Genomic DNA, 21,348 nt, shown 5'->3' on the forward strand with positions numbered 1-21,348 from the left:
ACAACCCGTTGTTATGCCAGCGCCTATATCAACCGCTCTATCTTCTGATGCTTCCACACCAATTTGTAATACAGGGTCTGCAAAATCAGCATCCCCAAATAGGCAACCGGAAACGCCATCCACACACCCTGCAAACCGAACTGCCCGTCGAGCCAGTAAGCCGTCGGCAACTGCACGCCGACCACACAGATAATCGAAATGACCACCGGCACCAGGACAGTGCCGCTGGCACGCATGATCCCGCCGATGATGGCCTGGAAGCCGAACACCAACAGGCTCCAGAGCATGATATGCAGCAGGTGCTCGGCCATCGCCCGGGTCGAGTCCTCGGTCAGGAACAGGCCCAGCAACCAGTGCGATAGCAGATAACCCAGCACAATCAGGCCACCGGTCAGGCACACATTGATCAACAGCCCGGTGCGCAGGATCGGCCCCATGCGTTGCAGATGCCCGGCGCCGATTGCCTGGGCACCGAGAATCGACGCGGTGATCGCAATCGACAGCGCCGGAAACTGCACATAGTTGACGATCTGCGTTACTGCGCCATACGCCGCCGTCGCTTGCGAGCCGTGCTGATTGACCAGTGCCAGGATCACCAGCTCCGATAACGACAGGACGATCATCTGTACCCCGGTGGGCAGGCCGATGCGCAGGACCTTGCCGAGAATCACCCGATCCAGTCGCAATGCGGCAAAGAACTCTCGATCCGGCGCCAGCGGATGGCCCTTGCGGATCAGCCGCCAGGCCAGCCACGCCATTGCCGACAGATTCCCCGCCAGCCCGGCATACGCCGCGCTCTGAATGCCCAATGGCGGCAAACCCAGCCAGCCGCGAATCAACGCTGGCGTCAGCGCCAGCCCCACGGCGGTGGAGACGATCAGCGCGAGCAGTGGCGACAGCGTATCGCTGACCCCACGCAGCAATTGGGTGAACAGCACGAATACCAGTAGCGATGGCAGAATCCACAACATGACGTGGGCATAGTCCACCGCATCGTCGAGCACATCCGCCGGCGTGCCCAACCCCGTCAGTGCCTGTCGCGCAAACACCGTGCCCAGCACCGCCGCGACCAAACCGATCAACACACCCAGCAGCAGCGTCGCTCCGGCAATCGCCTTGACCATGTGCGTTTCGCGCGCGCCCCACGCCTGACCGATCAACACGCCCGCGCCAGCGCCGAGGCCGATGACCAAGGCGATGAAAAAGAATACGACAGGAAACATGCCGGATACGGCCGCCAGCGCCTGGGTGCCGAGCATCTGGCCTATGTAGATGCTGTTGACCGTCCCGGACATCGATTGCAGGAAGTTCGACAGCACCATCGGCGCGAGAAACAGCAGATAGGTTTGCCAGAGCGGTTTGGCGAAGGTGGCGCTTTGCATTGAATGGAGGTCCATCTCGACGGCGGCAGGCCTGATTGACGATAGCTTCGGTGAGTTGCGTGCAGCGTGCAATCAACATTTCCAGACGGTGTTGATTGTCTGTTTTGCATTTGTGTAAATGCCGTGCATCGCTTTGTGTCAGTGTTGCGGCTGTGGTAAATCAGCGACTCTGTCGACACGTACTATTGAGGCTCGGTTCATGCGTAACGTTGCAAATTTTCTGCTTGGCTCCCTCCTCGCTCTGTCGGCCGCCTACACTCAGGCAGCCGCACCCGCAGCGGCGCCTGCTTCGTTGAAACCGCTACTGGCCACTTTGAGTGAACGCCTGAGCATCGGTGATCTGGTTGCGTTGACCAAATGGGACAGCGGCAAGCCTATTCAGGACAGCCCGCGCGAGGCGCAGGTCATCGCCAATGCCCGAACTCTGGCCACCGAACACAAACTCGATCCGGACGACGTCGCGCAACTGATCGCCGCACAGATGGAAGCGAACAAACTGGTGCAATACGGTCTGCTCGCGCAATGGCAAGCGGCAGGTGCTGCACCGGACACACCGCGTCCGGATCTGGGCAAACAGATCCGCCCGCGCCTGGATGAACTGCAAAAGCGCTTGTTGCAGCAGTACGCCGCCTTCGCGCCCTATCGCCAGGATCCGAATTGCCCGGCATGGCTGGCCGATGTCCGCGGCACTCTGGCCGCCGATGCGCTGCACGACCTGGCGCTGATTCGTGCCAGCGGCGAGTTGTGCATCCGGGCGAAAGCGCTCTGAATCAACGCTCCTGGCAAACATCATCGGCGTCGATGTTCACCATCACGTCAATGAAGTTCTCATAAAAACTGCGCGGCGTAACATCGGCTCCAGACAAACAAACAACTTTCTGGAGCACACGATCATGAAACGCCAAACCCTTCTCGGCATCGCTTTCTCGGTTTTCGCAGTTAACGCTTTTGCAGTAACGCCTGCTCACACCCTGGTCGCTGAAGGCGGCTCGGACAAGCTGATCGAAAGCCGTCTGGCTGAAGGCGGTTCGGATCGTCTGATCGAACGCCGTGTTGCCGAAGGCGGTTCGGATCGTCTGCTCGAGCGCCGCGTTGCCGAAGGTGGTTCGGATCGTCTGATCGAGCGCCGCGTTGCCGAAGGTGGTTCGGATCGTCTGCTCGAACGCCGCGTTGCTGAAGGTGGCTCTGATCGTCTGCTCGAACGCCGCGTTGCTGAAGGTGGCTCTGATCGTCTGATCGAGCGCCGCGTTGCTGAAGGTGGTTCGGATCGTCTGATCGAACGCCGCGTCGCTGAAGGTGGCTCTGATCGTCTGATCGAACGCCGCGTTGCCGAAGGTGGTTCGGATCGTCTGATCGAACGCCGCGTTGCATGAATCTACTGCATGACCGCAACACCCATGAAAAAGCCCGGCCTGATCAGCCGGGCTTTTTTGCATTCAGCCGTCGCTTATTGCGCGGTTTTCAGCTTGACCACGTCACCGGAGATGGTGGTGGTGTAGCCGGTCAGAACCCAGGCCCAGAACCAGTTTTCCTGAACCTGCGTGTTGATCATTGCATCGCCGCCCTTGGCTTGGATGGCCGCGTTTTGTGCGCGCACAAATCGGCTGTTCTGGCGGATAGGGATGATGCCAAACAGCAGCAGGCCGGTGGCCGATGCTTCGCTGTGGCCAACCACGGTGTATTGGTTGCTGTCGTAATGGGCGGTTTTCATCGGGGCGCCGGTGCAACCTGCCAGAACCACACCGAACAGTGCGGCGGCGACTACTTTGCTGAGGTATTTCACAGTAAAACTCCATGGGGAAACGCCCGGGATCCGTCTCTCGGGCGGCGCGCATTCTAAACAAAATGATGGCTCATTGGCATCAATCTTCTTTGTATTTACTTGAACCCGTTCGCTGGCCCGCCGTCGGCGATGTCGCATACCATGGCGCCACTTCAATAAAGACAGACACCCGCCTCCATGTTCAAAGCCAGTCTGCGTAGCCATCTCACCCTGTGGTTCGGCGGTTTGTCCCTGCTGACGTTATTGAGCGTCGGCTTTTATGTCGGTCATATCGCCACCGAACAAATGAAACAGGCCAGCGGCAACGCGTTGCTGAACACGGCGCGCTCGGCGGCGACGTTGTTGGGTGAGCAACTGCGCGAGCGGCAACTGGAGGTCTATCTGCTCAGTCGCGCACCGCATCTGGAGCGCGGAGATCTGGACAACCCAGCCATCCTCAAGTCGATGCAGTTGCGCACCCAGGCGCGCGCCGAATATGCGTGGATGGGCGTCACCGACGCCGAGGGCAACGTCCGCCAGGCGGTCAATGATCTGCTGGTCGGTCAATCGGTGCAGAAACGCCCGTGGTTCCAGATCGGCTTGCGCCGGCAATACACCGGCGATCCCCACGAAGCAGTGTTGCTGGCCAAGTTGTTGCCGGGCCTGCCCAATGGCGAGCCGTTGCGCTTCATCGATTTTGCCGCGCCAATCCACAATGCCGAAGGACAGGTGATTGGCGTGCTGGGCGCACATGCACACTGGAGTTGGGTGACGCGCATCGTCGAGTCGGCGGCGTTTTCCCACAAGAACTCGGCGCCGGATATTCAGGCGCTGATCGTCGACCACGATGGCAAGGTGCTCTACCCCGAAGCGCTGATGGGCCAACAACTGGCGATCGGCGATTCGGTATTGCCGGGCTGGACAGCGGCCAACGGTTACCTGACCAGCATGGTCACCGTGCCGACGCCATCGGGCACGGCGCTATCATGGTCGATCGCCATTCGCCAGCCATTGGAGACTGCGCTGCAACCGGCGCGAACGCTGCAATATGAACTGTTGATACTCGGCGTTTTCGCCGCCATCGTTTTCGGTCTCGTGGCTTATTACTTGGCGCTGTACCTGAGCCGCCCAATCGAACAACTCGCGCACTCGGCCAAACAGGTGCAGAACAACCAGTCCGGCGCGCAGTTTCAGCTCCAGCATCCGGTGCTGGAAATCGCCCAGCTCGGCCAGTCCATCGACGCAATGACGCAGTCACTGCTCGGCAAGGAGCGCGAACTGCAAGAAGCCAACGCCTCGCTGGAAGCCACCGTGGCGCAACGCACCGCCGCACTCACCGAGGCCAACGCCGAGCTGCTGAGTCTGGCCACACACGACGGCTTGACCGGCGTTTACAACCGTCGCCGGTTTGACGAAAAAATCACTGAGTATTCGCTGCTGTCCCGACGCACCGGGCGCCCTTTTGCCCTGCTGCTGATCGATGCCGACCACTTCAAACGCATCAATGACAGCCATGGCCACGCGGTCGGTGATGAGGTCCTGCAACAACTGGCGACCTTGATCCAGAACAGCGTACGCAGCACCGATTTCGTCGCCCGCTACGGCGGCGAAGAGTTCGCCGTACTGCTGCCGGAAGTCGCGCAACCCGACACCCCGGAAGTCGTCGCCGAAAAGATTCGCGCAGCGGTGGCCGAAGCGCAGTTTCCCGGCGTCGGCAACGTCACCGTGAGTATCGGCCTCGGCCTGGCAGATCCGGCAGACAACAACCACACGGCCCTGATCAAACGAGCCGATCAGCAGCTGTATCAGGCGAAAGCTGCGGGGCGCAATCAGGTTGCGTTTCATGCCCACTGAAACCGGCGTATAGCAACCAGAGACAGGTCGCCATCGCTGGCAAGCCAGCTCCCACAGGGATTGGGTAAATGCGGAAATATGGGTCGGCTGGAGAACCGCTTTCGCGAGCAGGCTCGCTCCCACAGAAAAGCAAAAAAGGTGACCCGCCGTAAGGGCGGAACCCTAAGCAGCCATTACCGCAGCAATGGATATGTACTCCGCTCCTACCTTGATTCAGGGCTGAACTTCTGCAGATAAGCCAACAGATTCTCCAGCTTCTCCTCATCACTCAGCCCCCAGAAAATCATCCGCGTCCCCGGCACCACCCCTTTCGGATCCTCGAGATAAGCCTTCAACGTCGCCCGATCCCAGGTAATCCCCGAGTTCTTCATCGCATCGGAATAAACATAATTGGCCGAAGTCCCCGCAGCCCGGCCAATGATGCCGTTCAACTGCGGACCAAACCCCGAACGAGCCGACTTGCCAACCTGATGGCAACCGCCGCACAGGCGCGGGAAGATTTTCGCGCCGGCTTCAGGATCGCCCTCAGCCTGTGCGCTGGCGCTGAAGATCAAGGCGAGAAGCAGTGTTGTGGTGAATTTCATTGAACAGTCCAAACCTGGCTTTTCATGGCGTGAACGCAGTTTACAGATAAGCGCCGACAATCGTTCTGACAGTGAACAACGCCTGACGCAACACCTTCATGTCCACCGAACCCAACGCCAGACGAATCGCATGGGGCGTATTGGCCGACAGCGAAAACGGCTCGGCGCTGGTGACCGAAATCTGCTGGTGCATCAACTCGACCACGATCTGATCGGCACGCACATCTTCGGGCAACGGCAACCACAGAAAATACGAGGCCGGATGAGCAATGTAGCGCAGCCCTTTCAGCACCTCGGCCGCCAACGTCTGCCGGGCCATGGCATCACTACGCTTCTGCTCCTCAAGCACGGTGACGGTGCCGTCGTCGAGCCAACCGCACGCAATGGCGGTCATCACCCCGGGCGTGTTCCATGTCGTCGCGCGAATGATTCGCTCCAGTGCGGACACTTGAGGAAGCGGCGCGGCAATGAAGCCGACCCGCAAACCGGTGGCGATGTTTTTCGACAGGCCCGATACGTAAAACGTCCGTTCCGGTGCCAGTTCAATCAACGGACATGGCGGGTTTTCCACCAGAAACGCGTAGGCAGCATCTTCGATAAGTGTCAGATCATAGCGGCGGGCAATCGCCACCAATCGTTCGCGCTGTTCCAGTGGCATGACCCAGCCCAGCGGATTGTGCAGCGTCGGCATGCTGTATACGGCGCGCACCGCACGCTGGCGACAGAGTCTGTCCAGTGCCGGCAAATCCGGGCCGTGCTCCGTCATCGGGATCGCCAGCACCTCCAGATGCAGCGCGTCGGCCAGCACCTTGAATCCCGAATAGGTCAGCGCATCGGCGGCGATCACATCGCCGGGTTTGAGCAGGGCCATCAGCGTCACCGCCAAACCTTGCTGAGCGCCATTGACGATCAGCACCTGGTCGGCTTCAACGGTCACGCCGCGTGTCGACAAATGTCGCGCGACCGAGGCGCGTTCGTGGGCACGTCCGGCGTGGGGTTGATAACGCAGCAGTGCTTCGAGATCGCCGGACAACGCCAGTTGCCGCAACGCCGTGCGCAACAGTTCAGCCTGACCTGGCAACGAGGGATAGTTGAAATTCAGGTCGATCATGCCGACCGCCACGTCTTTCTGATCGATGCCCTGCCACGGCGCCAGCGACGTTTCCCGAACAAACGTGCCGCGCCCGGCTTCGCCACTGACCAGGCCCATCGCCTCAAGCTCGGCATAGACACGGGAAGCGGTAACCAGCGCCAGTCCTTCCTGGCTCGCCAGCTGCCGATGCGTTGGCAGTCGCGTGCCCGGCGCCAATCGTCCTCCACGAATGTCTGCCGCATAGCGGTCAACCAGGGTCTTGTAACGGGAACGCGGCATGTCGGCTGTATCCATGACAATTTTTTGATTGTGCTGATTCTCGGCTCTAGGATCACGGCGACACAAGCCACTTTTTGAGCGCGACCGACATGCACACAACATCGACTGCGGCCAACCCGGCACTGGAAAAAACCAGTGGCTGGATCAACGGTTTTATCGGCGTGCTGATTTTCAGCGGTTCGCTGCCGGCCACACGTTTGGCGGTGCTGGAATTCGATCCGGTGTTTCTGACCGTGGTGCGAGCAGCGATTGCCGGCGCACTGGCCGTCGGACTTCTGCTGTTGTTCAAGCAACCGCGACCGTCGCGTCATCAGTGGCTGTCGCTGGTGATTGTGGCGCTTGGCGTGGTGTTGGGTTTTCCGCTGCTGACCGCGTTTGCATTGCAGCACGTAACGTCAGCGCATTCGATCGTGTTTGTAGGATTGCTGCCGCTGGCCACGGCGATGTTTGGTGTCTTGCGTGGCGGTGAGCGGCCACGGCCGGTGTTCTGGATCTTTTCGGTGCTGGGCAGCTCATTGGTGGTGGGCTTTGCCCTGTCCCAAGGCTTGAGCGCCTCGCCCACCGGCGATCTGCTGATGCTCGCGGCGATTCTCGCCTGCGGCCTCGGTTACGCCGAAGGCGCGAAACTGTCGCGCAGCCTCGGCGGCTGGCAGGTGATCTGCTGGGCGCTGGTGTTGTCGTTACCGCTGATGGCAGTGCTGAGCCTGTGGCTGGCGCCCGGCTCGTTCGCCGACATCAGCTTGCCTGCGTGGATGTGCCTGGGCTACGTGTCGCTGTTCAGCATGCTGATCGGCTTCGTGTTCTGGTATCGCGGTCTGGCCCAGGGCGGAATCGCAGCGGTCGGGCAGTTGCAGTTGCTGCAGCCGTTTTTTGGTCTGGCACTGGCGGCGACGTTGCTGCATGAGCAGGTCAGTGTCGGCATGCTCGGCGTCACGCTGGGGGTGATTCTTTGCGTGGCCGGAGCGAAGAAATTCGCCAGGTAATGTTCAGTGTTCGGCTTTCCATTGCCGTGGACTGAGACCGGTCTTGCGCCGAAACGCCCGGGCCAGCGCCGACGGACTTTCGTATCCAACCTCCTCGGCAATCAGTGCAATCGGCCGACCCTCGCGCAGGCGTTTCTGCGCGAGGCTGACGCGCCAGCTCAACAGGTAATCGGCCGGTGTCTGCCCGACCACCCGGCGAAACTGCTCGGCAAAACCGGCGCGGGACTGGTTCGCCGCCGCAGCGAGATCAGCGACACTCCAAGGCTTGTGCGGCTGCTCGTGGATCAGGTTCAAGGCGCGAGACACGCGCGGATCAGCCAGTCCGGCCATCATGCCCGGTTGCTGATCTCGACTGCCGATGAGATGGCGCAGCAGCAGAATCACCAGCAATTCAAACAGACGATCCATCACCGCCACGCGCCCGCAATGCCCTTCAAAAGCTTCGTTGAACAGCCAGTCAAGGGTGCTGCGCAATTCCGGGATGTCGGTGAGTTTCAATACCAGATAGTCCGGTAACGCGGCGGCCAGGGCATTGCCCGAGCCACCGTCGAAGGTCAGCGAGGCGCACACCACCTGGCTGGCCATGGCTTCGTCGGCAGACATCCGATGGGTAAACGGCCGGGGAAAGAAAATCAGCGACGGTTCTTCCAGGCGAATTTCCCGCTCGTTGCCCGGTTTGAGCAGCAACGCCCCGGCTTGCAGAACATGCACATGGCCGACGGGTTCGCCTGCGTGAACGCTCACGCCGCAAAACGCGCCGCTATGAAAGGTGCCGGCGTTCACACCGAAATGACTAAGTAATGTGGAAAGGCGATCCATGGCTGACTCCCGAAGGCATATCTGGACGATCTGCCGCATATCCTCGACGATTTGCCGCCAAAGCGCCATTGGCAGCCCCTAAAATCTCTCCATCGCCGCTGCACTTCGCTGCGGAATTTCGGAGAATCACCATGAGCCGCATCCCTGCAATCAGCCTCGACACCGCCACCGATGCCACCCGTCCTGCACTGGAAGGCGTGAAGAAAAAAATCGGCTTTCTGCCCAACGTCTTCACCACCCTCGCCCAGGCGCCGGTTGCATTCGACACTTACCTGCAAGCCTCGGCCATCCTCGGCAAGACCTCATTGAGCGGCAAAGAGAAAGAAGCCATCTACCTCGCCACTTCGCAGGTCAACGGTTGCGACTATTGCCTGTCCGCACACACCGTGTTCGCCGGCAAGGCCGGGCTGTCGGCGCAGGACATCATCGCAGCACGTCACGGCGAACTGAATGCCTACGCCGCCCTCGCCCGCCAACTGACCGAAACACGTGGCCACTTGAGCGATGAACAATTGGCCGCTGCCCGCGCTGCCGGTATCGATGACCGCAAGATCATCGAAGTGATTGCCCTGGTGGCCGTGCAGACATTGACCAACTACCTGAACAACACGGCGCTGACCGACATTGATTTCCCGGCCGTCGAGGCCTGAGCAGTCGCTCACGATCCGAAGATAAAACCGGTGGCGAAAAGACGCTCTTTTCGCCACCGCTGTTTTTTGCTGCCATGATGTACGTCAGAATAATTCGCAGCGCAAACAGTGTCTGGTGCGCTGAAACCAAACAGCCTGTGCGCAGGTCTTTGTTCTCAGACAAATGCCCCGGAAAGACACGAACCCCATGACAGACTGGTTGCAAGACAACGGCGAGATGGCCGGACAGATCCGCCGTCACGACTGGGCAAATTCGCCCCTCGGCCCGTTGGAACACTGGCCCGATGTACTCAAGACCACTGTCTCGCTCAGTCTCGCCTCGCATTTCCCTCAGGCGATCGTCTGGGGCCCGCAACTCATCACTCTCTACAACGACGCTTTCGTGCCGATTCTCGGCGACAAGCCGCATGCGCTGGGACGTCCTTTCAGCGACATCTGGAAAGAAGCCTGGCATGAGATCAGCCCGATAGCCGAGGCGGCCTATGCCGGCCAAGCCACCTACATCGAAAACTTTGCCCTGAAGATCGAACGCGGCAACGGCCCGGAGCAGGCGTTCTTCACTTTCTGTTACAGCCCGATTCGTGACTCCCACGGCAATGTCGTCGGCATGCTCGACACGGTCACCGAGACCACCCAGACCGTTTATCTCAACCAACGCCTGGCCGTCCTCGACGCCATCGGCGAAGCGGTGACCAATGCCACGGATGCGCAAGCAATCCTGGCGGCAAGCACGCGGCTGATGGTCGAGCAGTTGCAATTGTCCAACTGCGCCTACGCAGACATGGATGCCGACGAGGATGGCTTCACCATTCGCGGCGACTATGCAGCGCCGGGTTCGCCGAGCATCGTCGGCCACTACCGTTTGCGCGATTTCGGCGAGAAAGCAGTACGTCTTCTGCGCGCGGGTCAACCTTTGGTGATCCACGACAACCGCAGCGAATTGCCGCCGGAAGAATCAGCGACCTTTCAGGGCATAGGCATCACCGCCACCATTTGCGTGCCGCTGATCAAGCAAGGTCGCCTTACCGCGTTAATGGCCATTCACGACAAAATGCCGCGTGTCTGGTCGAGCTTCGAACAGGCGCTGCTCAGCGAAGTCACCGAACGTTGCTGGGCGCACATCGAACGGGTGCGCGCCGATGCCAACGTGCGCGAGGGCCTGCTTGCACTGGCTGAACTCAATGCCACGCTGGAGCAACGGGTCGAAGAGCGCAGCCTGCGTCTGGCCCAGGCCGAGTCGGCGTTGCGCCAGTCGCAGAAGCTCGAAGCCATCGGCCAACTAACCGGCGGCGTCGCCCACGACTTCAATAATCTGCTGACGATCATTCGTTCGTCGGTGGACTTTCTGCGCCAGCCCAACCTGCCGGAAGAACGCCGCCAGCGCTACATGCGCGCGGTGTCCGACACCGTCGAGCGCGCTTCCAAGCTGACCAGCCAGTTGCTCGCCTTCGCTCGCCGTCAGCCGCTCAATCCGCAGGTGGTCGATGCCGGCGAACGGCTGGCCAATATTGGCGAAATGCTCGAATCGGTCACCGGCGCGCAGATTCACGTGTGCGTCGAGCGCCCGGATCACCCCTGCTACATCCGCGTCGATCTCAGTCAGTTTGAAACCGCGTTGATCAACATCGCCCTGAACGCTCGCGACGCCATGAATGGTCAGGGTGAGCTGAAATTGCGCCTGGAGTGCCATAAAGCGCTGCCGCCGATTCGCGGCCACGCTGGGTCCAGCAGCCATTTCGTGTCGATTGCCCTGGCCGACACCGGTGCCGGCATCGACGCACACACCCTCGAACACATCTTCGAGCCGTTCTTTACCACCAAGGCTGTCGGCAAAGGCACGGGGCTGGGGCTGTCGCAGGTGTTCGGCTTCGCCAAGCAATCGGGCGGCAACGTCGATGTTTCCAGCGTCCTTGGTCAAGGCACCGAATTCACCTTGTATTTGCCGCAAGTGCCGGCGATCGAGGCAGAAATGGACGAGGCAGAGGACGATGGCGAGGTGCAGCCGGCCTGCGAAAAACGCCGGGTGCTGGTGGTCGAAGACAATCTCGATGTCGGCCGTTTCGCCAACCAGATCCTCCAGGATCTGGGCTATGAAACCGCATGGGCAACCAACGCTGAAGAAGCCCTGCAGTTGGCGGGCAGCGATGCCAGCGCGTTCGATGCGGTGTTTTCCGACGTAGTCATGCCGGGCATCACCGGTGTCGCGTTGGCCAAGGAACTGCGCCAGCGCCGCCCCGATCTGCCGGTGATTCTGACCTCCGGCTACAGCGAAGAACTGGCGCGCAGCGGGTACGAAGGTTTTGAATTTCTCGCCAAGCCCTACTCCGCCGAACAGGTCTCGCGGATTCTCGGCAAGACCTGGCTCAAGGACGCAAAACCAGCGGCGTCAGTCGTGATCGACGCCGGCGCGCTTGAGTAATTTCTTGCAGCGTTCCGACAGGTGAAACACCTGTAGATGCTTGCCCGCCTTGGCGTAGCGTTCACGCAGGGTTTTCAATGCGGCGATCGCCGAGTAATCGACAAAGCTCAGGTGTCGGCAGTCGAGAGTGACTTTGGCCGGGTCGTTGGCCGGGTCGAACTGATTGAGAAACGGCGTGGTCGAGGCAAAGAACAGCGTGCCGTGCAGGCGATAGAGCTTGCTGCCGTCGGCCTCCAGATGTTCATCGGCATACAGCTCGCGGGCCTGCTGCCAGGCGAAGTTGAGCGCAGCGATGATGATCCCGCACAGCACGGCCGTGGCCAGATCGGTGAACACGGTGATGGTGGTCACGGCGATGATCACCAGCACATCGTGCAGCGGCACCTTGTTGATCACCCGCAACGACGCCCAGGCGAAGGTCTGCTGCGACACCACGAACATCACCCCGACCAGCGCGGCGAGCGGAATACGCTCGATCAGCGGTGACAGAAACAGAATGAACAAAAGAATCAGCACACCGGCAACCACGCCGGACAAGCGCCCGCGCCCGCCGGAGCTGAGATTGATCACGGTCTGGCCGATCATCGCGCAACCGCCCATGCCACCGAACGCCCCGGACACCATGTTGGCCGCGCCAAGCGCTACGCACTCACGGTCCGGATAGCCACGGGTTTCGGTGATTTCGTCGGTCAGGTTCAGTGTCAGCAAGGTTTCCAGCAGGCCGACCATCGCCATCAGGATCGCGTACGGAGCGATGATGCGCAGCGTTTCCAGGCTCCACGGAATGTCCGGCATGGCGAAAGTCGGCAGACCGCCGGCAATGTGCGCCATGTCGCCGAGGGTGCGGGTCGGCAGCCCGAACAGGTAGACCAGCAGGCCGACACCCAGGATCGCCACCAGGGCCGGCGGCACCGCTTTGGTCAGGCGCGGCAGGATGTAAACGATGGCCATGGTCAGTAGCACCAGCCCGGTCATCAGATACAGCGGGGTACCGCTGAGCCAGTGCTCGCCGCTTTTGAAGTGCTCCAATTGCGCAAGGGCAATGATGATCGCCAGGCCGTTGACGAAACCGAGCATCACCGGATGCGGCACCATGCGCACCAGTTTGCCCAAGCGCAACAGCCCGAACGCCATCATGATCAGACCGCCGAGCAGCACCGTTGCCAGCAAATATTGCACGCCGTGTTGCACCACCAGCGCGACGATCACCACCGCCATCGAACCCGCCGCACCGGAAACCATGCCCGGTCGACCGCCAAACAACGCCGTCAGCGTGCAAATGATGAACGCGCCGTACAGGCCCATCAGCGGATTGAGATGCGCGACCAGCGCGAAAGCAATGCATTCGGGCAACAGCGCGAACGAGGTGGTGAGTCCGGCGAGGACATCGGCGCGCAGACGAATCGGTTTCATGGCTTACCTGACTGAGCGGCCGTCGGGCACGGCTGCTGTTTTCGAAAAAAAGAGGGAGGCGAATGTTACGGAATTGTTCAGCCTCGGGCCAGTGAAACACTGACACTGGCCGGCTCGGGGCTTATCCTTGCTGACTTGTCCATTGAATCGAGTCGCAGCATGTCAGCGTTTTTGTCCGCCCGTGATGTGTGTCAGCGCCTGCGCGAAGCTGCGCTGGGCGTGCTTGGGTTCGAAGTCTGCCAGGTAATGTCCGAGTCCGGGCTGATTGCCGTTGATATCGACGGCTGGCATCTGCGGTTGGACTTCGCCGAGGGACACTTGCATCACTGTGAATACGCGCGCAACTGCGCCGGGGATGAAGCGACGCTGGACACTTGGCAGCGTTATGGCACGGACCCGGTGAGTCTGCTCAGCACGTGGGAATTGGCGCAGATCGAGCGGTTATTGCGTGAGGCGGATGGAGTTGTGGCTCAGGGCATCATTTCCAGAACCAGAGACGACTGACTTTCTTGCATGCGGTCATACCAGCCCTGCAGCACATCGGGCAGCCGCTTCTTCCACTTCGCCACGTTGGTGTAGTACCGCAGATGTTCGTGGCCCTGGTCATCGTAGCTTTTGAAGATCAGCCAGATCTGTGCGTCGGCGGCACTCATCAGAATGCCGATGCCGCCGAGACCGCGCATCCACATTTCTACAACCTGAGCATCGGGCACATCTTTTGAGTCTTCGCCGACCTGCAAGGAACCGGAGGTCTCTACCAGTTTTTGGTAGTCGGTCTTGAGCAGCGAACGCAGTACCTGATCTTCTGCGGGCGTGCGAGCCAGACCCAGGCTGAGCAGATCGTAATCCAGCTTCAGCGGTTGTTCGGAGGCGACATACCGACCGGCGTAATACACGCCCATGCCACCGCCGCAGTCGGAATCCGCACCGGTTTGTACTACGTTCAGTACGCCATTGATTGGCGTGATGGTGAGTTTGCAGGCGTCCTCGGCATACACGGCTATTCCATCCTTGAGTACGGCAACGCCGGTCAAGTCTCCGGAATTGGCGCCCTCGCCTGCCGAGATATCGATGGCGATATGCGTGGCATCACGACGTTGGGTGACAAGGGTCGCCGAGGTCGAGGTGCCGGGCGGAATCAGTTGCCAGGTGGCATCCCAACTGAAGGGCTGAACCGCGTTTTCGAGCTCAGTGAGGCGCATCAGGTATTCGCGCCGCAGACACGCGCTCAGGGCACCGCAGGCGTTGCGGTTTTTCAGCCACTGACGCTGGTCGGTTTTCAGCATTTTGGGATCGGCAACTTTGCCCAGCGTGGTCCGCCATTGCTCGGCGAGTTTGTCGTCGAGGGTTGAGAGGTAGGGATCAGTGCAGATGGCTTTTTCGGTTTTGCTGGTGGCATGGGTGCAATCGAAACTGCTGGCGTGGCCGGTGCAGGCGAGGACGAGAGATGTCAGCGCCACGGCGTGACGCAGGTAGATAGCGAACATCTAGAGATTCCATTCTTCGGGCGGCGGGGATTATGCCAGTGCTGCTGCCGTAAATCGCCGTTGTCGTAGAGCCTGCTCCCACAGGGGTTTTGTGTGAGTTCAGAAACTGATTTTGGCTGCCGGTTTGACGTCGATTCGTGCCACGGAACTGGTCAGGGCGGCGAAGTCCTTGTTGTGTTCGGCAATGATGTCCTCGGCGCTCATGTTGCCGTTATCGACCGTCGAATGCGCATCCCGCGCGACGACGATGTCGTAGCCCAGTGAATGCGCGCTGCGCACCGTGGCGTTGACGCAGTAATCGGTTTGCAGGCCGCAGATGATCAGGCGTTCGAAGTCCTCGCTGGGCAGCAGCTTGCCGAGATCGGTCTGGTAGAAAGAGTCCCCGGTAGTTTTGCCTACACGCAGGTCTTTCGTCGAAGTCAGCAGACCGTTAGCCAGTTGCCAACCGTCCGCCCCATGCACGAATGGACCGTCCTTTTCTTCATGCTGAATCAACACCACTGGAACGCCAGCGTCGCGGGCGCGTTGGCTCAGATCATTGATCGTGGCGATTACGCGGTCGATTTCAAAGCACTGATATTCACCAGCACACAGCGCCTGCTGGACGTCGATGATCAGTAATGCGGTGGTCATGTCGAGCCTTCCTTGATCAGTCCTTGAGAATGGGGCGGACCTGCGCCCGCCCCTCTTTTACTCCGCTCAGTAACCCAAAGACAAGCCGGTATTGCGCCGTGGATCATTGGCGCCGTAGAAGCGGTTCTTGCCAACCGGTTTGCCGTCCAGTGACGGCGCGCCGACCAGAATCGCGGCGATGTGGTTGGCATCCTGCGGGCCGGCAAACTTGTGGCCCCAGCTTTCCAGGATTTTTTTCGTATCCGGGCTGGCGGCGAAGTCTTCGAGGTTGGTTTCCTCCGGCATCCACTGCTGATGGAAGCGCGGCGCGTCGACCGCTTCCTGCAGGCCCATGCCGTAATCGATGACGTTGAGCATGGTCAGCAAGGTCGCGGTGATGATCCGGCTACCACCCGGCGTGCCGACCACCATCACCACTTTGCCATTCTTGGTGACGATGGTCGGACTCATCGACGACAGCGGCGCCTTGCCCGGTGCGATGGCATTGGCCTCCCCCTGGACCAGCCCGTACATGTTCGGCACGCCGACCTTGGAAGTGAAGTCGTCCATTTCATCGTTGAGAATCACCCCGGTCTTGCTCGCCATGACGCCCGCGCCGAACCAGTCGTTGAGGGTGTAGGTGACCGAGACGGCATTGCCCCACTTGTCGACGATCGAATAGTGCGTGGTGTTGCTGCCTTCATGCGGCGCTACACCGGGCTTGAGCTCAGCCGACACGCCGGCCTTCTGCGGCTGGATGGCGTTGCGCAGTTTGGTCGCGTAATTCTTGTCCAGCAGGTGCTCGATCGGATTCTTCACGAAATCCGGATCGCCGAGGTAGCTGTTGCGATCAACGTACGCGTGGCGCATCGCTTCGATCTGGTAGTGCATGCCCTGGGCGGAATGGAAGCCCAGGTCCTTCATCGGATAACCTTCGAGAATGTTCATGATCTGGCAGATCACCACCCCGCCGGAGCTTGGCGGTGGCGCCGAGACCACGTGATAGCCGCGATAATCGCACTCCACCGGGGCCAGCTCGCGAGTCTTGTATTTGTCCAGGTCGGCTTGGGTGATGATGCCTTTGTTGGCCTGGCTGGAGGTGACGATGGCATCGGCGACCCAGCCTTTGTAGAAGCCGTCGGCGCCCTTGTCGGAAATCGTCCGAAGGGTTTTCGCCAGATCCTTTTGCACCAGTTTCTGCCCGACCTGCATCGGCTCGCCGTTGCTGAGGAAGATCGAGCCGGAATCGCGCATGTCCTTCTTGAACACATCCGTCGCGTATTCGAGCAGCTCGACATCGCCCTGCTGCAATTCGAAACCGTCTTCGGCCAGTTTGATCGCCGGGGCAATCATCTCCTTGCGCTGTTTGGTGCCGTATTTGCTCAGCGCCAGCTCCATGCCGGACACGGTGCCCGGTACGCCGACCGCCAGATGGCCGCGCGTGCTCAGTTCCGGGATGACGTTACCGTCCTTGTCCAGATACATGTTGGCGGTCGCTGCCAGCGGCGCTTTTTCGCGGAAATCGAGAAAGGTCTTGCGCCCGTCCGCCAGTTGAATGGTCATGAACCCGCCGCCGCCAAGGTTGCCCGCAGCCGGGTAGACCACCGCCAGCGCATAGCCCACGGCCACTGCCGCATCCACGGCATTGCCGCCGTTTTTCAAAACGTCGACGCCGACATGAGTCGCCAGATGTTGCGCAGTGACCACCATGCCGTTTTCCGCCGCCACCGGCGCCACCGATGCCGCGTGAGCCATGAGACAGCTGAGCGCCAGAGAGGCCGCAATGAGCGATCTGGCCAAAGGTTCGTACTTCATGAGTCGATCTCTTTTTGTTTTTGGGGACTGCGCAAAACGCAGGGCCACGCTTCAGGAGCAACAAGCAGTATGGCCGGCTTTGCGTATTGCGCCTCCCCGTTCAGCCAGTATGCTGAGCCATCGCAGCCGTTGGCAGCTCCTGCCCGAATCAAGCGAAGAGGTTGTTCATCGCCGCGTACTGCAACAGCATGATGGTCTTGGCATCGCAGATCTCGCCGCGTTGAAACGCTGCCAGTGCCTCATCGAAGCCCCATTCGAGCACTTCCAGCTCTTCGGTTTCCTCTTCCAGGCCGCCACCGTCGCTGACTTTGGACGCGGCGTCGTATTCAGCGATAAAGAAGTGCAGTTTCTCCGTCACCGAACCGGGGCTCATGTACGCCTCGAATACTTTTTTCACGTCGTGCACGCGGTAACCGGTTTCCTCCTCGGCTTCGTCACGAATGCGTTGCTCGGGCGCGGCACCTTCCAGCAACCCGGCGGCCACCTCGATCAACAATCCATCGTGGCCGTTGACGAACACCGGCAAACGGAACTGGCGGGTCAGCACCACCGTGCGCTTTTCGCGGTTGAACAGCAGAATCGCCGCGCCGTTGCCCCGGTCGTAGACCTCCCGGGTCTGGCGCTGCCATTCACCGTTGTTGCGGTGGTAGTCGAAAGTGATTTTCTTCAGCAGATACCAGTCGTGGGACAACACCTGAGTGTCGACGATGTTGACCCGTTCGGCTGTGTTGGACATCGCGTCTGATCCTGTCTTCATGGGGACTGCCATGGTCGATCAATTGCGCCGACAAAAAAAGCCCGGCAGCGCTACCGGGCTCGTTCAGCCTGCGCGGTTACTGAAAGTCGAGGTCGAAGGCCTGGTAGAAGGCGTTGCCGGTGTTGGCGACGATCCACATCAGCACAATGACGTGATGACCCTGCTTGTTCGCAGGCAGCTTCACTTGATGATCGACCTTGGCCTTCAATTCATCAGCATGGCTGTAATACGGCACTTGCGGGTAGAAGTCTTCGAAGAACGGCTGGGTTTCCAGCTGCGCACGGCTGATGCGTTGCTGGGGATCCCAGCCGTCTTTGGTGATCAGCCAGCGATAACCACGGGTGGTGTGCGGCGCGGTGTACGCCCAGCTGACCTCGAGAATCTGGCCCGGATCGACGTTGAGCAGCGGCCAGCTGAAGGAACGACCGAGCTTCTTGCTCATCTCGTCGGCGGTGTAATTGACGCAATCGCGGGCATCGGTCTTGCCGCCGCTGAGAATGTAGCCATCGGCCGGCCGCGCGACGCTGTCCGAGTCGGTCTCGAAAGGTTGCGGGAAAGGTCCGGCGTCTACGGCCGGAAAGTTCTTGCCACCTTCCATTTCATTGACTTGCCAGGCGCCTAGCAAGCCGAGGTCGATGGCCACTGCGCCGCGACTCGCTGGCGAGATGACACGACCGTGTTTGAGTTGGGTTTGTGGGATTGCCTGATTCATCGTCTTCACTCCGTTGATTTGAGAACTCTCCTTCCCGAGGAGAGGCCTTCAAGCTAACGGAGGTGAATTTTTTGTCCATCGGCGCTTTTGTCACAGTCCCAGTGTGCAAGACGTAAAAAGCCAGGAAACACTGGATGCATAACCAGTGCTCGACGACGCATCGCACTCAACGTGTAGCTGAACACCTACACGCCGAGTCGCCTTTGGTCATTCAGACAGTTGCGCCTGATACTCCTTTTCGTACTGCCCGGCGAGTTGGCTTTTCTGTTTATCGTCGAGCAGCTTGCCGGCCATCTGGAAGAATTTGTGCTCTTCTTCCTCGAGGTGGTGATGAACCTTGTCGGAAAGCTTTTTGGCCGTGGCCAGCCAGGCCGGACTGGACATTTCGGTCTCGTCGAGCTCTTCCATCATCTCGTCCATTTCGTGGTGTTCGGCGATGGCGTGGCGGCTCAGGTCCACGCCTTCGTCGATTTCCATCAACGGAATGTAGAAGTGCCGCTCTTCAGCGGTTTCATGCGCTTGCAGTTCTGCTTTGAGCTGCTTGTAGGCCTCGACCCGCTCAGGGCTGTCGCCGCTGGTCGCGATCAGAGCCTTGGCGTAAGTGCGCTGGCGCTCGTGGCTTTCGCGCAGGGCTTCAAAAATATTCACGGGATTTCCTCATCAATCGCGCTCAGGGAAAGACGCGATAAAAGCCTAGACCGCAACGCTGGTTTGACGGTTCCGCTTGTTCGATCGAAGGGCTTGGAGGCGTTTGCCCGGACGGGTTAGGCTGGGCGTTCAATTACACAAGGAAGTCATGCATGAATTTGCGTATCGAGTTGACGGACAGTCCTACCGAGGAACAGCGTCAGGCCATTCTGCAGCCGCTGATCGAGTACAACGATGCTCAAACCGGCGGTTCGAAATCCGAGCCGTTCGCCTTGATGGTCAAAGACGAAAATGGCGCGATATTGGGCGGCCTGTATGGGCGAATGATTTTTCGCTGGATGTTCATCGAACTGCTGTCAGTGCCGGAACAAGGTCGCGGACAGGGTATCGGCTCGAAATTGATGGCTCAGGCGGAAGCCCTGGCCAGGGAAAAGAATTGCTACGGCCTCTGGCTCGACACCTTCGATTTTCAGGCGCCGGAGTTCTACAGGAAGCTCGGTTTCAGCCAGTTTGGGGAAATCGTTGACTATCCACCGGGGCACAAGCGGCACTACTTTCAGAAGCGCCTGATCGACTGAATGTGCCGCCGCCTTCGCGAACAGGCTCGCTCCCACAAAGTTGTCATGCGTTCCAATGTGGGAGCGAGCCTGCTCGCGAAAGCATCAACTGCTTCACAGCATAATCAGAGGCAGGTCGCCATCGCCGCCATCCGCCGCATCGCGACAAAATCACTCTTCTGTGCGTAGTAATTCAAAGTCGTACCCGAGGCTTCGGTAATCACATCGACAAACGACTCTGCCGAACGCGTATAAACCGTAGTGCCGCCGGACTCGCGCGGTTCCAGATAGGCCGCCGCGTCGACGCCAAACACCGCTTCGTCCTGCCAGGCGAATTGCACGCACCGGGCGACGTCTTTCTCCGGCTTGTCCGAGGTCAGGACCTTGTCCGGGCTCTTGCTGCGAGCATCGTTCATCACCGAACCGGCGCACCCGGCCAACAGGGCCGCCGCCAGCACTACCATCAGCATTCGCATTGCATTTGCTCATCGAGAAAAAAGCGGACTGTAGCACTGCGACGCGGCAAATCGTTCTGCTTTACTGTTTTTATGCGCGACATGCGCAAGCAGGTGCGGCACCCTATGGTCATCAGTCACACAAGGAAATTACATGGCGCCTAGCGACCAGCGACATGAACAGGCTTTGAAACTGTTTCTCGATGCGCGACCCGAACTACGTGAAACCCTCGACCATCTCAACCCGCTGCTGGCTCAGGCCAAGGGCGAAACCCAGGCGCAGTATCGCGAAGAACGCTTGCATGAGGCGTTTGAGGAAGAAGCGGAGAGACAGAGGTTGTTCGCCTGGGAGCTGACGTTGCAGTTGACCGCTGCTTCGCCCGAGGAATATCAGGCGCAACGGCTGGAAGTGCATCGGGAAGTGGCGGAAATGGCGGGGATGGGCTGGATCGAGTATTGCGAGCTTTACGGCATTACCCCGTAATCCAGCCGCCGCAAATCTCCCGTGGGAGCGAGCCTGCTCGCGAAGGCGGTGTGACTGCCGAAACTGATCTCGAACGAGACGACGCTTTCGCGAGCAGGCTCGCTCCCACAGTGAACCGCGTATTACCAGATTTCGCGGCACGCGCAATAAAGCTTTATCATGGCCGCAGTTTCGCTGATCGAGTCCATCATGAAGTTCGCCATCGCGCTGTTTTCCGCCGCCCATGCGCCCTCCTCGCGCCGTGCCTTGCTGTTTGCCCAGGCCGCGCTGGCCGGCGGCCATGAGATTGTTCGGCTGTTCTTCTATCAGGACGGCGTGTTCAACGCCTCCGATGCGGTGGTGACGCCGCAGGATGAACTGGACTTGCCCAAGCAATGGCGCGCCTTTATCAACGACAAGCAACTTGACGGCGTGGTCTGCATCGCCGCCGCTTTGCGCCGTGGTGTATTGAACGAAGAAGAAGCCAAGCGTTACCAGCGTGAAGCGATTTCGCTCAGCACGCCGTGGGAATTGTCCGGTCTGGGTCAGTTGCACGACGCCGTGCAGGACGCTGATCGGCTCATCTGTTTCGGAGGCGCTTGAA

23 protein-coding genes are annotated in these 21,348 nt (G+C 59.9%); 10 read left to right on the top strand and 13 right to left on the bottom strand.

Going from position 1 to position 21,348, the window contains the following annotated elements; all coding sequences use genetic code 11:
• Nucleotides 1–23: 23 nt before the first annotated feature.
• A complete protein-coding gene (locus tag D8U70_RS22135) occupies nucleotides 24–1,382 on the bottom strand; it encodes an MATE family efflux transporter (RefSeq protein WP_110645517.1) in 1,359 nt (452 codons plus the stop codon).
• Between the two features lie 199 nt (nucleotides 1,383–1,581).
• On the opposite strand from D8U70_RS22135, the gene D8U70_RS22140 reads away from it, so the two are divergent.
• Nucleotides 1,582–2,151 (top strand): chorismate mutase, encoded by a 570-nt coding sequence (locus D8U70_RS22140; RefSeq protein ID WP_073471275.1) that lies wholly within the window; start codon nucleotides 1,582–1,584, stop codon nucleotides 2,149–2,151.
• 124 nt (nucleotides 2,152–2,275) lie between these two features.
• Complete coding sequence (locus D8U70_RS22145) at nucleotides 2,276–2,755, top strand: phage infection protein (protein ID WP_130929722.1); 480 nt, start codon at nucleotides 2,276–2,278, stop codon at nucleotides 2,753–2,755.
• 74 nt (nucleotides 2,756–2,829) lie between these two features.
• Here D8U70_RS22145 and D8U70_RS22150 read toward each other — a convergent pair whose 3' ends face one another.
• Complete coding sequence (locus D8U70_RS22150) at nucleotides 2,830–3,165, bottom strand: hypothetical protein (protein WP_024013386.1); 336 nt, start codon at nucleotides 3,163–3,165, stop codon at nucleotides 2,830–2,832.
• 177 nt (nucleotides 3,166–3,342) lie between these two features.
• Here D8U70_RS22150 and D8U70_RS22155 point away from each other — a divergent pair, with 177 nt between their 5' ends.
• Nucleotides 3,343–4,998, top strand: coding sequence for a diguanylate cyclase (locus D8U70_RS22155; RefSeq protein WP_073471277.1), 1,656 nt, complete (start codon nucleotides 3,343–3,345; stop codon nucleotides 4,996–4,998).
• 203 nt (nucleotides 4,999–5,201) lie between these two features.
• On the opposite strand, the gene D8U70_RS22160 is transcribed toward D8U70_RS22155, so the two are convergent.
• Entirely contained in the window at nucleotides 5,202–5,582 is a 381-nt protein-coding gene (locus D8U70_RS22160) for a cytochrome c family protein (protein WP_130929723.1), read from the bottom strand.
• A 40-nt stretch (nucleotides 5,583–5,622) separates the two neighbouring features.
• Complete coding sequence (locus D8U70_RS22165) at nucleotides 5,623–6,954, bottom strand: PLP-dependent aminotransferase family protein (protein ID WP_130929724.1); 1,332 nt, start codon at nucleotides 6,952–6,954, stop codon at nucleotides 5,623–5,625.
• A gap of 89 nt (nucleotides 6,955–7,043) precedes the next feature.
• Here D8U70_RS22165 and D8U70_RS22170 point away from each other — a divergent pair, with 89 nt between their 5' ends.
• Entirely contained in the window at nucleotides 7,044–7,937 is an 894-nt protein-coding gene (locus D8U70_RS22170; protein ID WP_130929725.1) for a DMT family transporter, read from the top strand.
• Nucleotides 7,938–7,940: 3 nt separating this feature from the next.
• On the opposite strand, the gene D8U70_RS22175 is transcribed toward D8U70_RS22170, so the two are convergent.
• Nucleotides 7,941–8,756: an AraC family transcriptional regulator gene (locus D8U70_RS22175; RefSeq protein ID WP_130929726.1), complete on the bottom strand. Its 816-nt coding sequence runs from the start codon at nucleotides 8,754–8,756 to the stop codon at nucleotides 7,941–7,943.
• Between the two features lie 131 nt (nucleotides 8,757–8,887).
• Between D8U70_RS22175 and D8U70_RS22180 the strand changes: the two genes are divergently transcribed.
• Together D8U70_RS22180 and D8U70_RS22185 are read left to right on the top strand one after the other, a co-directional pair.
• Nucleotides 8,888–9,406, top strand: a complete 519-nt coding sequence (locus D8U70_RS22180) for a carboxymuconolactone decarboxylase family protein (RefSeq protein WP_110645511.1) — start codon at nucleotides 8,888–8,890, stop codon at nucleotides 9,404–9,406.
• A 187-nt stretch (nucleotides 9,407–9,593) separates the two neighbouring features.
• Entirely contained in the window at nucleotides 9,594–11,825 is a 2,232-nt protein-coding gene (locus tag D8U70_RS22185; RefSeq protein WP_130929727.1) for a response regulator, read from the top strand.
• Here the strand turns inward: D8U70_RS22185 and D8U70_RS22190 are convergent.
• Nucleotides 11,793–13,238 carry a SulP family inorganic anion transporter gene (locus tag D8U70_RS22190; protein WP_041477048.1) on the bottom strand — a complete coding sequence of 482 codons (1,446 nt, stop codon included), beginning with the start codon at nucleotides 13,236–13,238 and terminating at the stop codon, nucleotides 11,793–11,795. The genes D8U70_RS22185 and D8U70_RS22190 overlap by 33 nt on opposite strands.
• Nucleotides 13,239–13,397: 159 nt before the next feature.
• Here D8U70_RS22190 and D8U70_RS22195 point away from each other — a divergent pair, with 159 nt between their 5' ends.
• Entirely contained in the window at nucleotides 13,398–13,742 is a 345-nt protein-coding gene (locus D8U70_RS22195; protein ID WP_130929728.1) for a hypothetical protein, read from the top strand.
• On the opposite strand, the gene D8U70_RS22200 is transcribed toward D8U70_RS22195, so the two are convergent.
• The 6 genes from D8U70_RS22200 to D8U70_RS22225 form a co-directional block, all read right to left on the bottom strand.
• Complete coding sequence (locus D8U70_RS22200) at nucleotides 13,709–14,725, bottom strand: hypothetical protein (protein ID WP_130929729.1); 1,017 nt, start codon at nucleotides 14,723–14,725, stop codon at nucleotides 13,709–13,711. The two genes, D8U70_RS22195 and D8U70_RS22200, sit on opposite strands and share 34 nt — an antisense overlap.
• A 99-nt stretch (nucleotides 14,726–14,824) precedes the next feature.
• Complete coding sequence (locus tag D8U70_RS22205) at nucleotides 14,825–15,358, bottom strand: cysteine hydrolase family protein (RefSeq protein WP_071172880.1); 534 nt, start codon at nucleotides 15,356–15,358, stop codon at nucleotides 14,825–14,827.
• Between the two features lie 66 nt (nucleotides 15,359–15,424).
• Nucleotides 15,425–17,152, bottom strand: coding sequence for a gamma-glutamyltransferase (gene ggt / locus D8U70_RS22210; protein WP_130929730.1), 1,728 nt, complete (start codon nucleotides 17,150–17,152; stop codon nucleotides 15,425–15,427).
• 148 nt (nucleotides 17,153–17,300) lie between these two features.
• Nucleotides 17,301–17,888: an NUDIX domain-containing protein gene (locus tag D8U70_RS22215; protein WP_024013397.1), complete on the bottom strand. Its 588-nt coding sequence runs from the start codon at nucleotides 17,886–17,888 to the stop codon at nucleotides 17,301–17,303.
• A gap of 97 nt (nucleotides 17,889–17,985) precedes the next feature.
• On the bottom strand, nucleotides 17,986–18,621 hold the full coding sequence (locus D8U70_RS22220; RefSeq protein WP_130929731.1) for a lytic polysaccharide monooxygenase auxiliary activity family 9 protein: 636 nt from the start codon (nucleotides 18,619–18,621) through the stop codon (nucleotides 17,986–17,988).
• 207 nt (nucleotides 18,622–18,828) lie between these two features.
• On the bottom strand, nucleotides 18,829–19,269 hold the full coding sequence (locus tag D8U70_RS22225; RefSeq protein WP_024013399.1) for a hemerythrin domain-containing protein: 441 nt from the start codon (nucleotides 19,267–19,269) through the stop codon (nucleotides 18,829–18,831).
• Nucleotides 19,270–19,421: 152 nt separating this feature from the next.
• Here D8U70_RS22225 and D8U70_RS22230 point away from each other — a divergent pair, with 152 nt between their 5' ends.
• Nucleotides 19,422–19,847, top strand: coding sequence for a GNAT family N-acetyltransferase (locus D8U70_RS22230; RefSeq protein WP_073471289.1), 426 nt, complete (start codon nucleotides 19,422–19,424; stop codon nucleotides 19,845–19,847).
• Nucleotides 19,848–19,951: 104 nt separating this feature from the next.
• On the opposite strand, the gene D8U70_RS22235 is transcribed toward D8U70_RS22230, so the two are convergent.
• Complete coding sequence (locus D8U70_RS22235) at nucleotides 19,952–20,302, bottom strand: hypothetical protein (protein ID WP_024013401.1); 351 nt, start codon at nucleotides 20,300–20,302, stop codon at nucleotides 19,952–19,954.
• Nucleotides 20,303–20,435: 133 nt separating this feature from the next.
• On the opposite strand from D8U70_RS22235, the gene D8U70_RS22240 reads away from it, so the two are divergent.
• A complete protein-coding gene (locus D8U70_RS22240) occupies nucleotides 20,436–20,765 on the top strand; it encodes a DUF6388 family protein (RefSeq protein ID WP_073471290.1) in 330 nt (109 codons plus the stop codon).
• A 189-nt stretch (nucleotides 20,766–20,954) separates the two neighbouring features.
• Nucleotides 20,955–21,347 (top strand): sulfurtransferase complex subunit TusD, encoded by a 393-nt coding sequence (gene tusD / locus D8U70_RS22245; protein WP_130929732.1) that lies wholly within the window; start codon nucleotides 20,955–20,957, stop codon nucleotides 21,345–21,347.
• Nucleotide 21,348: the final 1 nt, after the last annotated feature.

The sequence above is a fragment of the Pseudomonas sp. Sample_20 genome (genome assembly GCF_004307585.1).
GTDB classification, from domain to species: domain Bacteria; phylum Pseudomonadota; class Gammaproteobacteria; order Pseudomonadales; family Pseudomonadaceae; genus Aquipseudomonas; species Aquipseudomonas atacamensis.

Coding starts and splice junctions, on each gene's coding strand:
- D8U70_RS22135 (WP_110645517.1), bottom strand. CDS start 1,382: ATGCAAAGCGCCACCTTCGCCAAACCGCTCTGGCAAACCTATCTGCTG.
- D8U70_RS22140 (WP_073471275.1), top strand. CDS start 1,582: ATGCGTAACGTTGCAAATTTTCTGCTTGGCTCCCTCCTCGCTCTGTCG.
- D8U70_RS22145 (WP_130929722.1), top strand. CDS start 2,276: ATGAAACGCCAAACCCTTCTCGGCATCGCTTTCTCGGTTTTCGCAGTT.
- D8U70_RS22155 (WP_073471277.1), top strand. CDS start 3,343: ATGTTCAAAGCCAGTCTGCGTAGCCATCTCACCCTGTGGTTCGGCGGT.
- D8U70_RS22160 (WP_130929723.1), bottom strand. CDS start 5,582: ATGAAATTCACCACAACACTGCTTCTCGCCTTGATCTTCAGCGCCAGC.
- D8U70_RS22165 (WP_130929724.1), bottom strand. CDS start 6,954: ATGCCGCGTTCCCGTTACAAGACCCTGGTTGACCGCTATGCGGCAGAC.
- D8U70_RS22170 (WP_130929725.1), top strand. CDS start 7,044: ATGCACACAACATCGACTGCGGCCAACCCGGCACTGGAAAAAACCAGT.
- D8U70_RS22175 (WP_130929726.1), bottom strand. CDS start 8,756: ATGGATCGCCTTTCCACATTACTTAGTCATTTCGGTGTGAACGCCGGC.
- D8U70_RS22180 (WP_110645511.1), top strand. CDS start 8,888: ATGAGCCGCATCCCTGCAATCAGCCTCGACACCGCCACCGATGCCACC.
- D8U70_RS22185 (WP_130929727.1), top strand. CDS start 9,594: ATGACAGACTGGTTGCAAGACAACGGCGAGATGGCCGGACAGATCCGC.
- D8U70_RS22190 (WP_041477048.1), bottom strand. CDS start 13,238: ATGAAACCGATTCGTCTGCGCGCCGATGTCCTCGCCGGACTCACCACC.
- D8U70_RS22195 (WP_130929728.1), top strand. CDS start 13,398: ATGTCAGCGTTTTTGTCCGCCCGTGATGTGTGTCAGCGCCTGCGCGAA.
- D8U70_RS22200 (WP_130929729.1), bottom strand. CDS start 14,725: ATGTTCGCTATCTACCTGCGTCACGCCGTGGCGCTGACATCTCTCGTC.
- D8U70_RS22205 (WP_071172880.1), bottom strand. CDS start 15,358: ATGACCACCGCATTACTGATCATCGACGTCCAGCAGGCGCTGTGTGCT.
- ggt (WP_130929730.1), bottom strand. CDS start 17,152: ATGAAGTACGAACCTTTGGCCAGATCGCTCATTGCGGCCTCTCTGGCG.
- D8U70_RS22215 (WP_024013397.1), bottom strand. CDS start 17,888: ATGTCCAACACAGCCGAACGGGTCAACATCGTCGACACTCAGGTGTTG.
- D8U70_RS22220 (WP_130929731.1), bottom strand. CDS start 18,621: ATGAATCAGGCAATCCCACAAACCCAACTCAAACACGGTCGTGTCATC.
- D8U70_RS22230 (WP_073471289.1), top strand. CDS start 19,422: ATGAATTTGCGTATCGAGTTGACGGACAGTCCTACCGAGGAACAGCGT.
- D8U70_RS22235 (WP_024013401.1), bottom strand. CDS start 20,302: ATGCGAATGCTGATGGTAGTGCTGGCGGCGGCCCTGTTGGCCGGGTGC.
- D8U70_RS22240 (WP_073471290.1), top strand. CDS start 20,436: ATGGCGCCTAGCGACCAGCGACATGAACAGGCTTTGAAACTGTTTCTC.
- tusD (WP_130929732.1), top strand. CDS start 20,955: ATGAAGTTCGCCATCGCGCTGTTTTCCGCCGCCCATGCGCCCTCCTCG.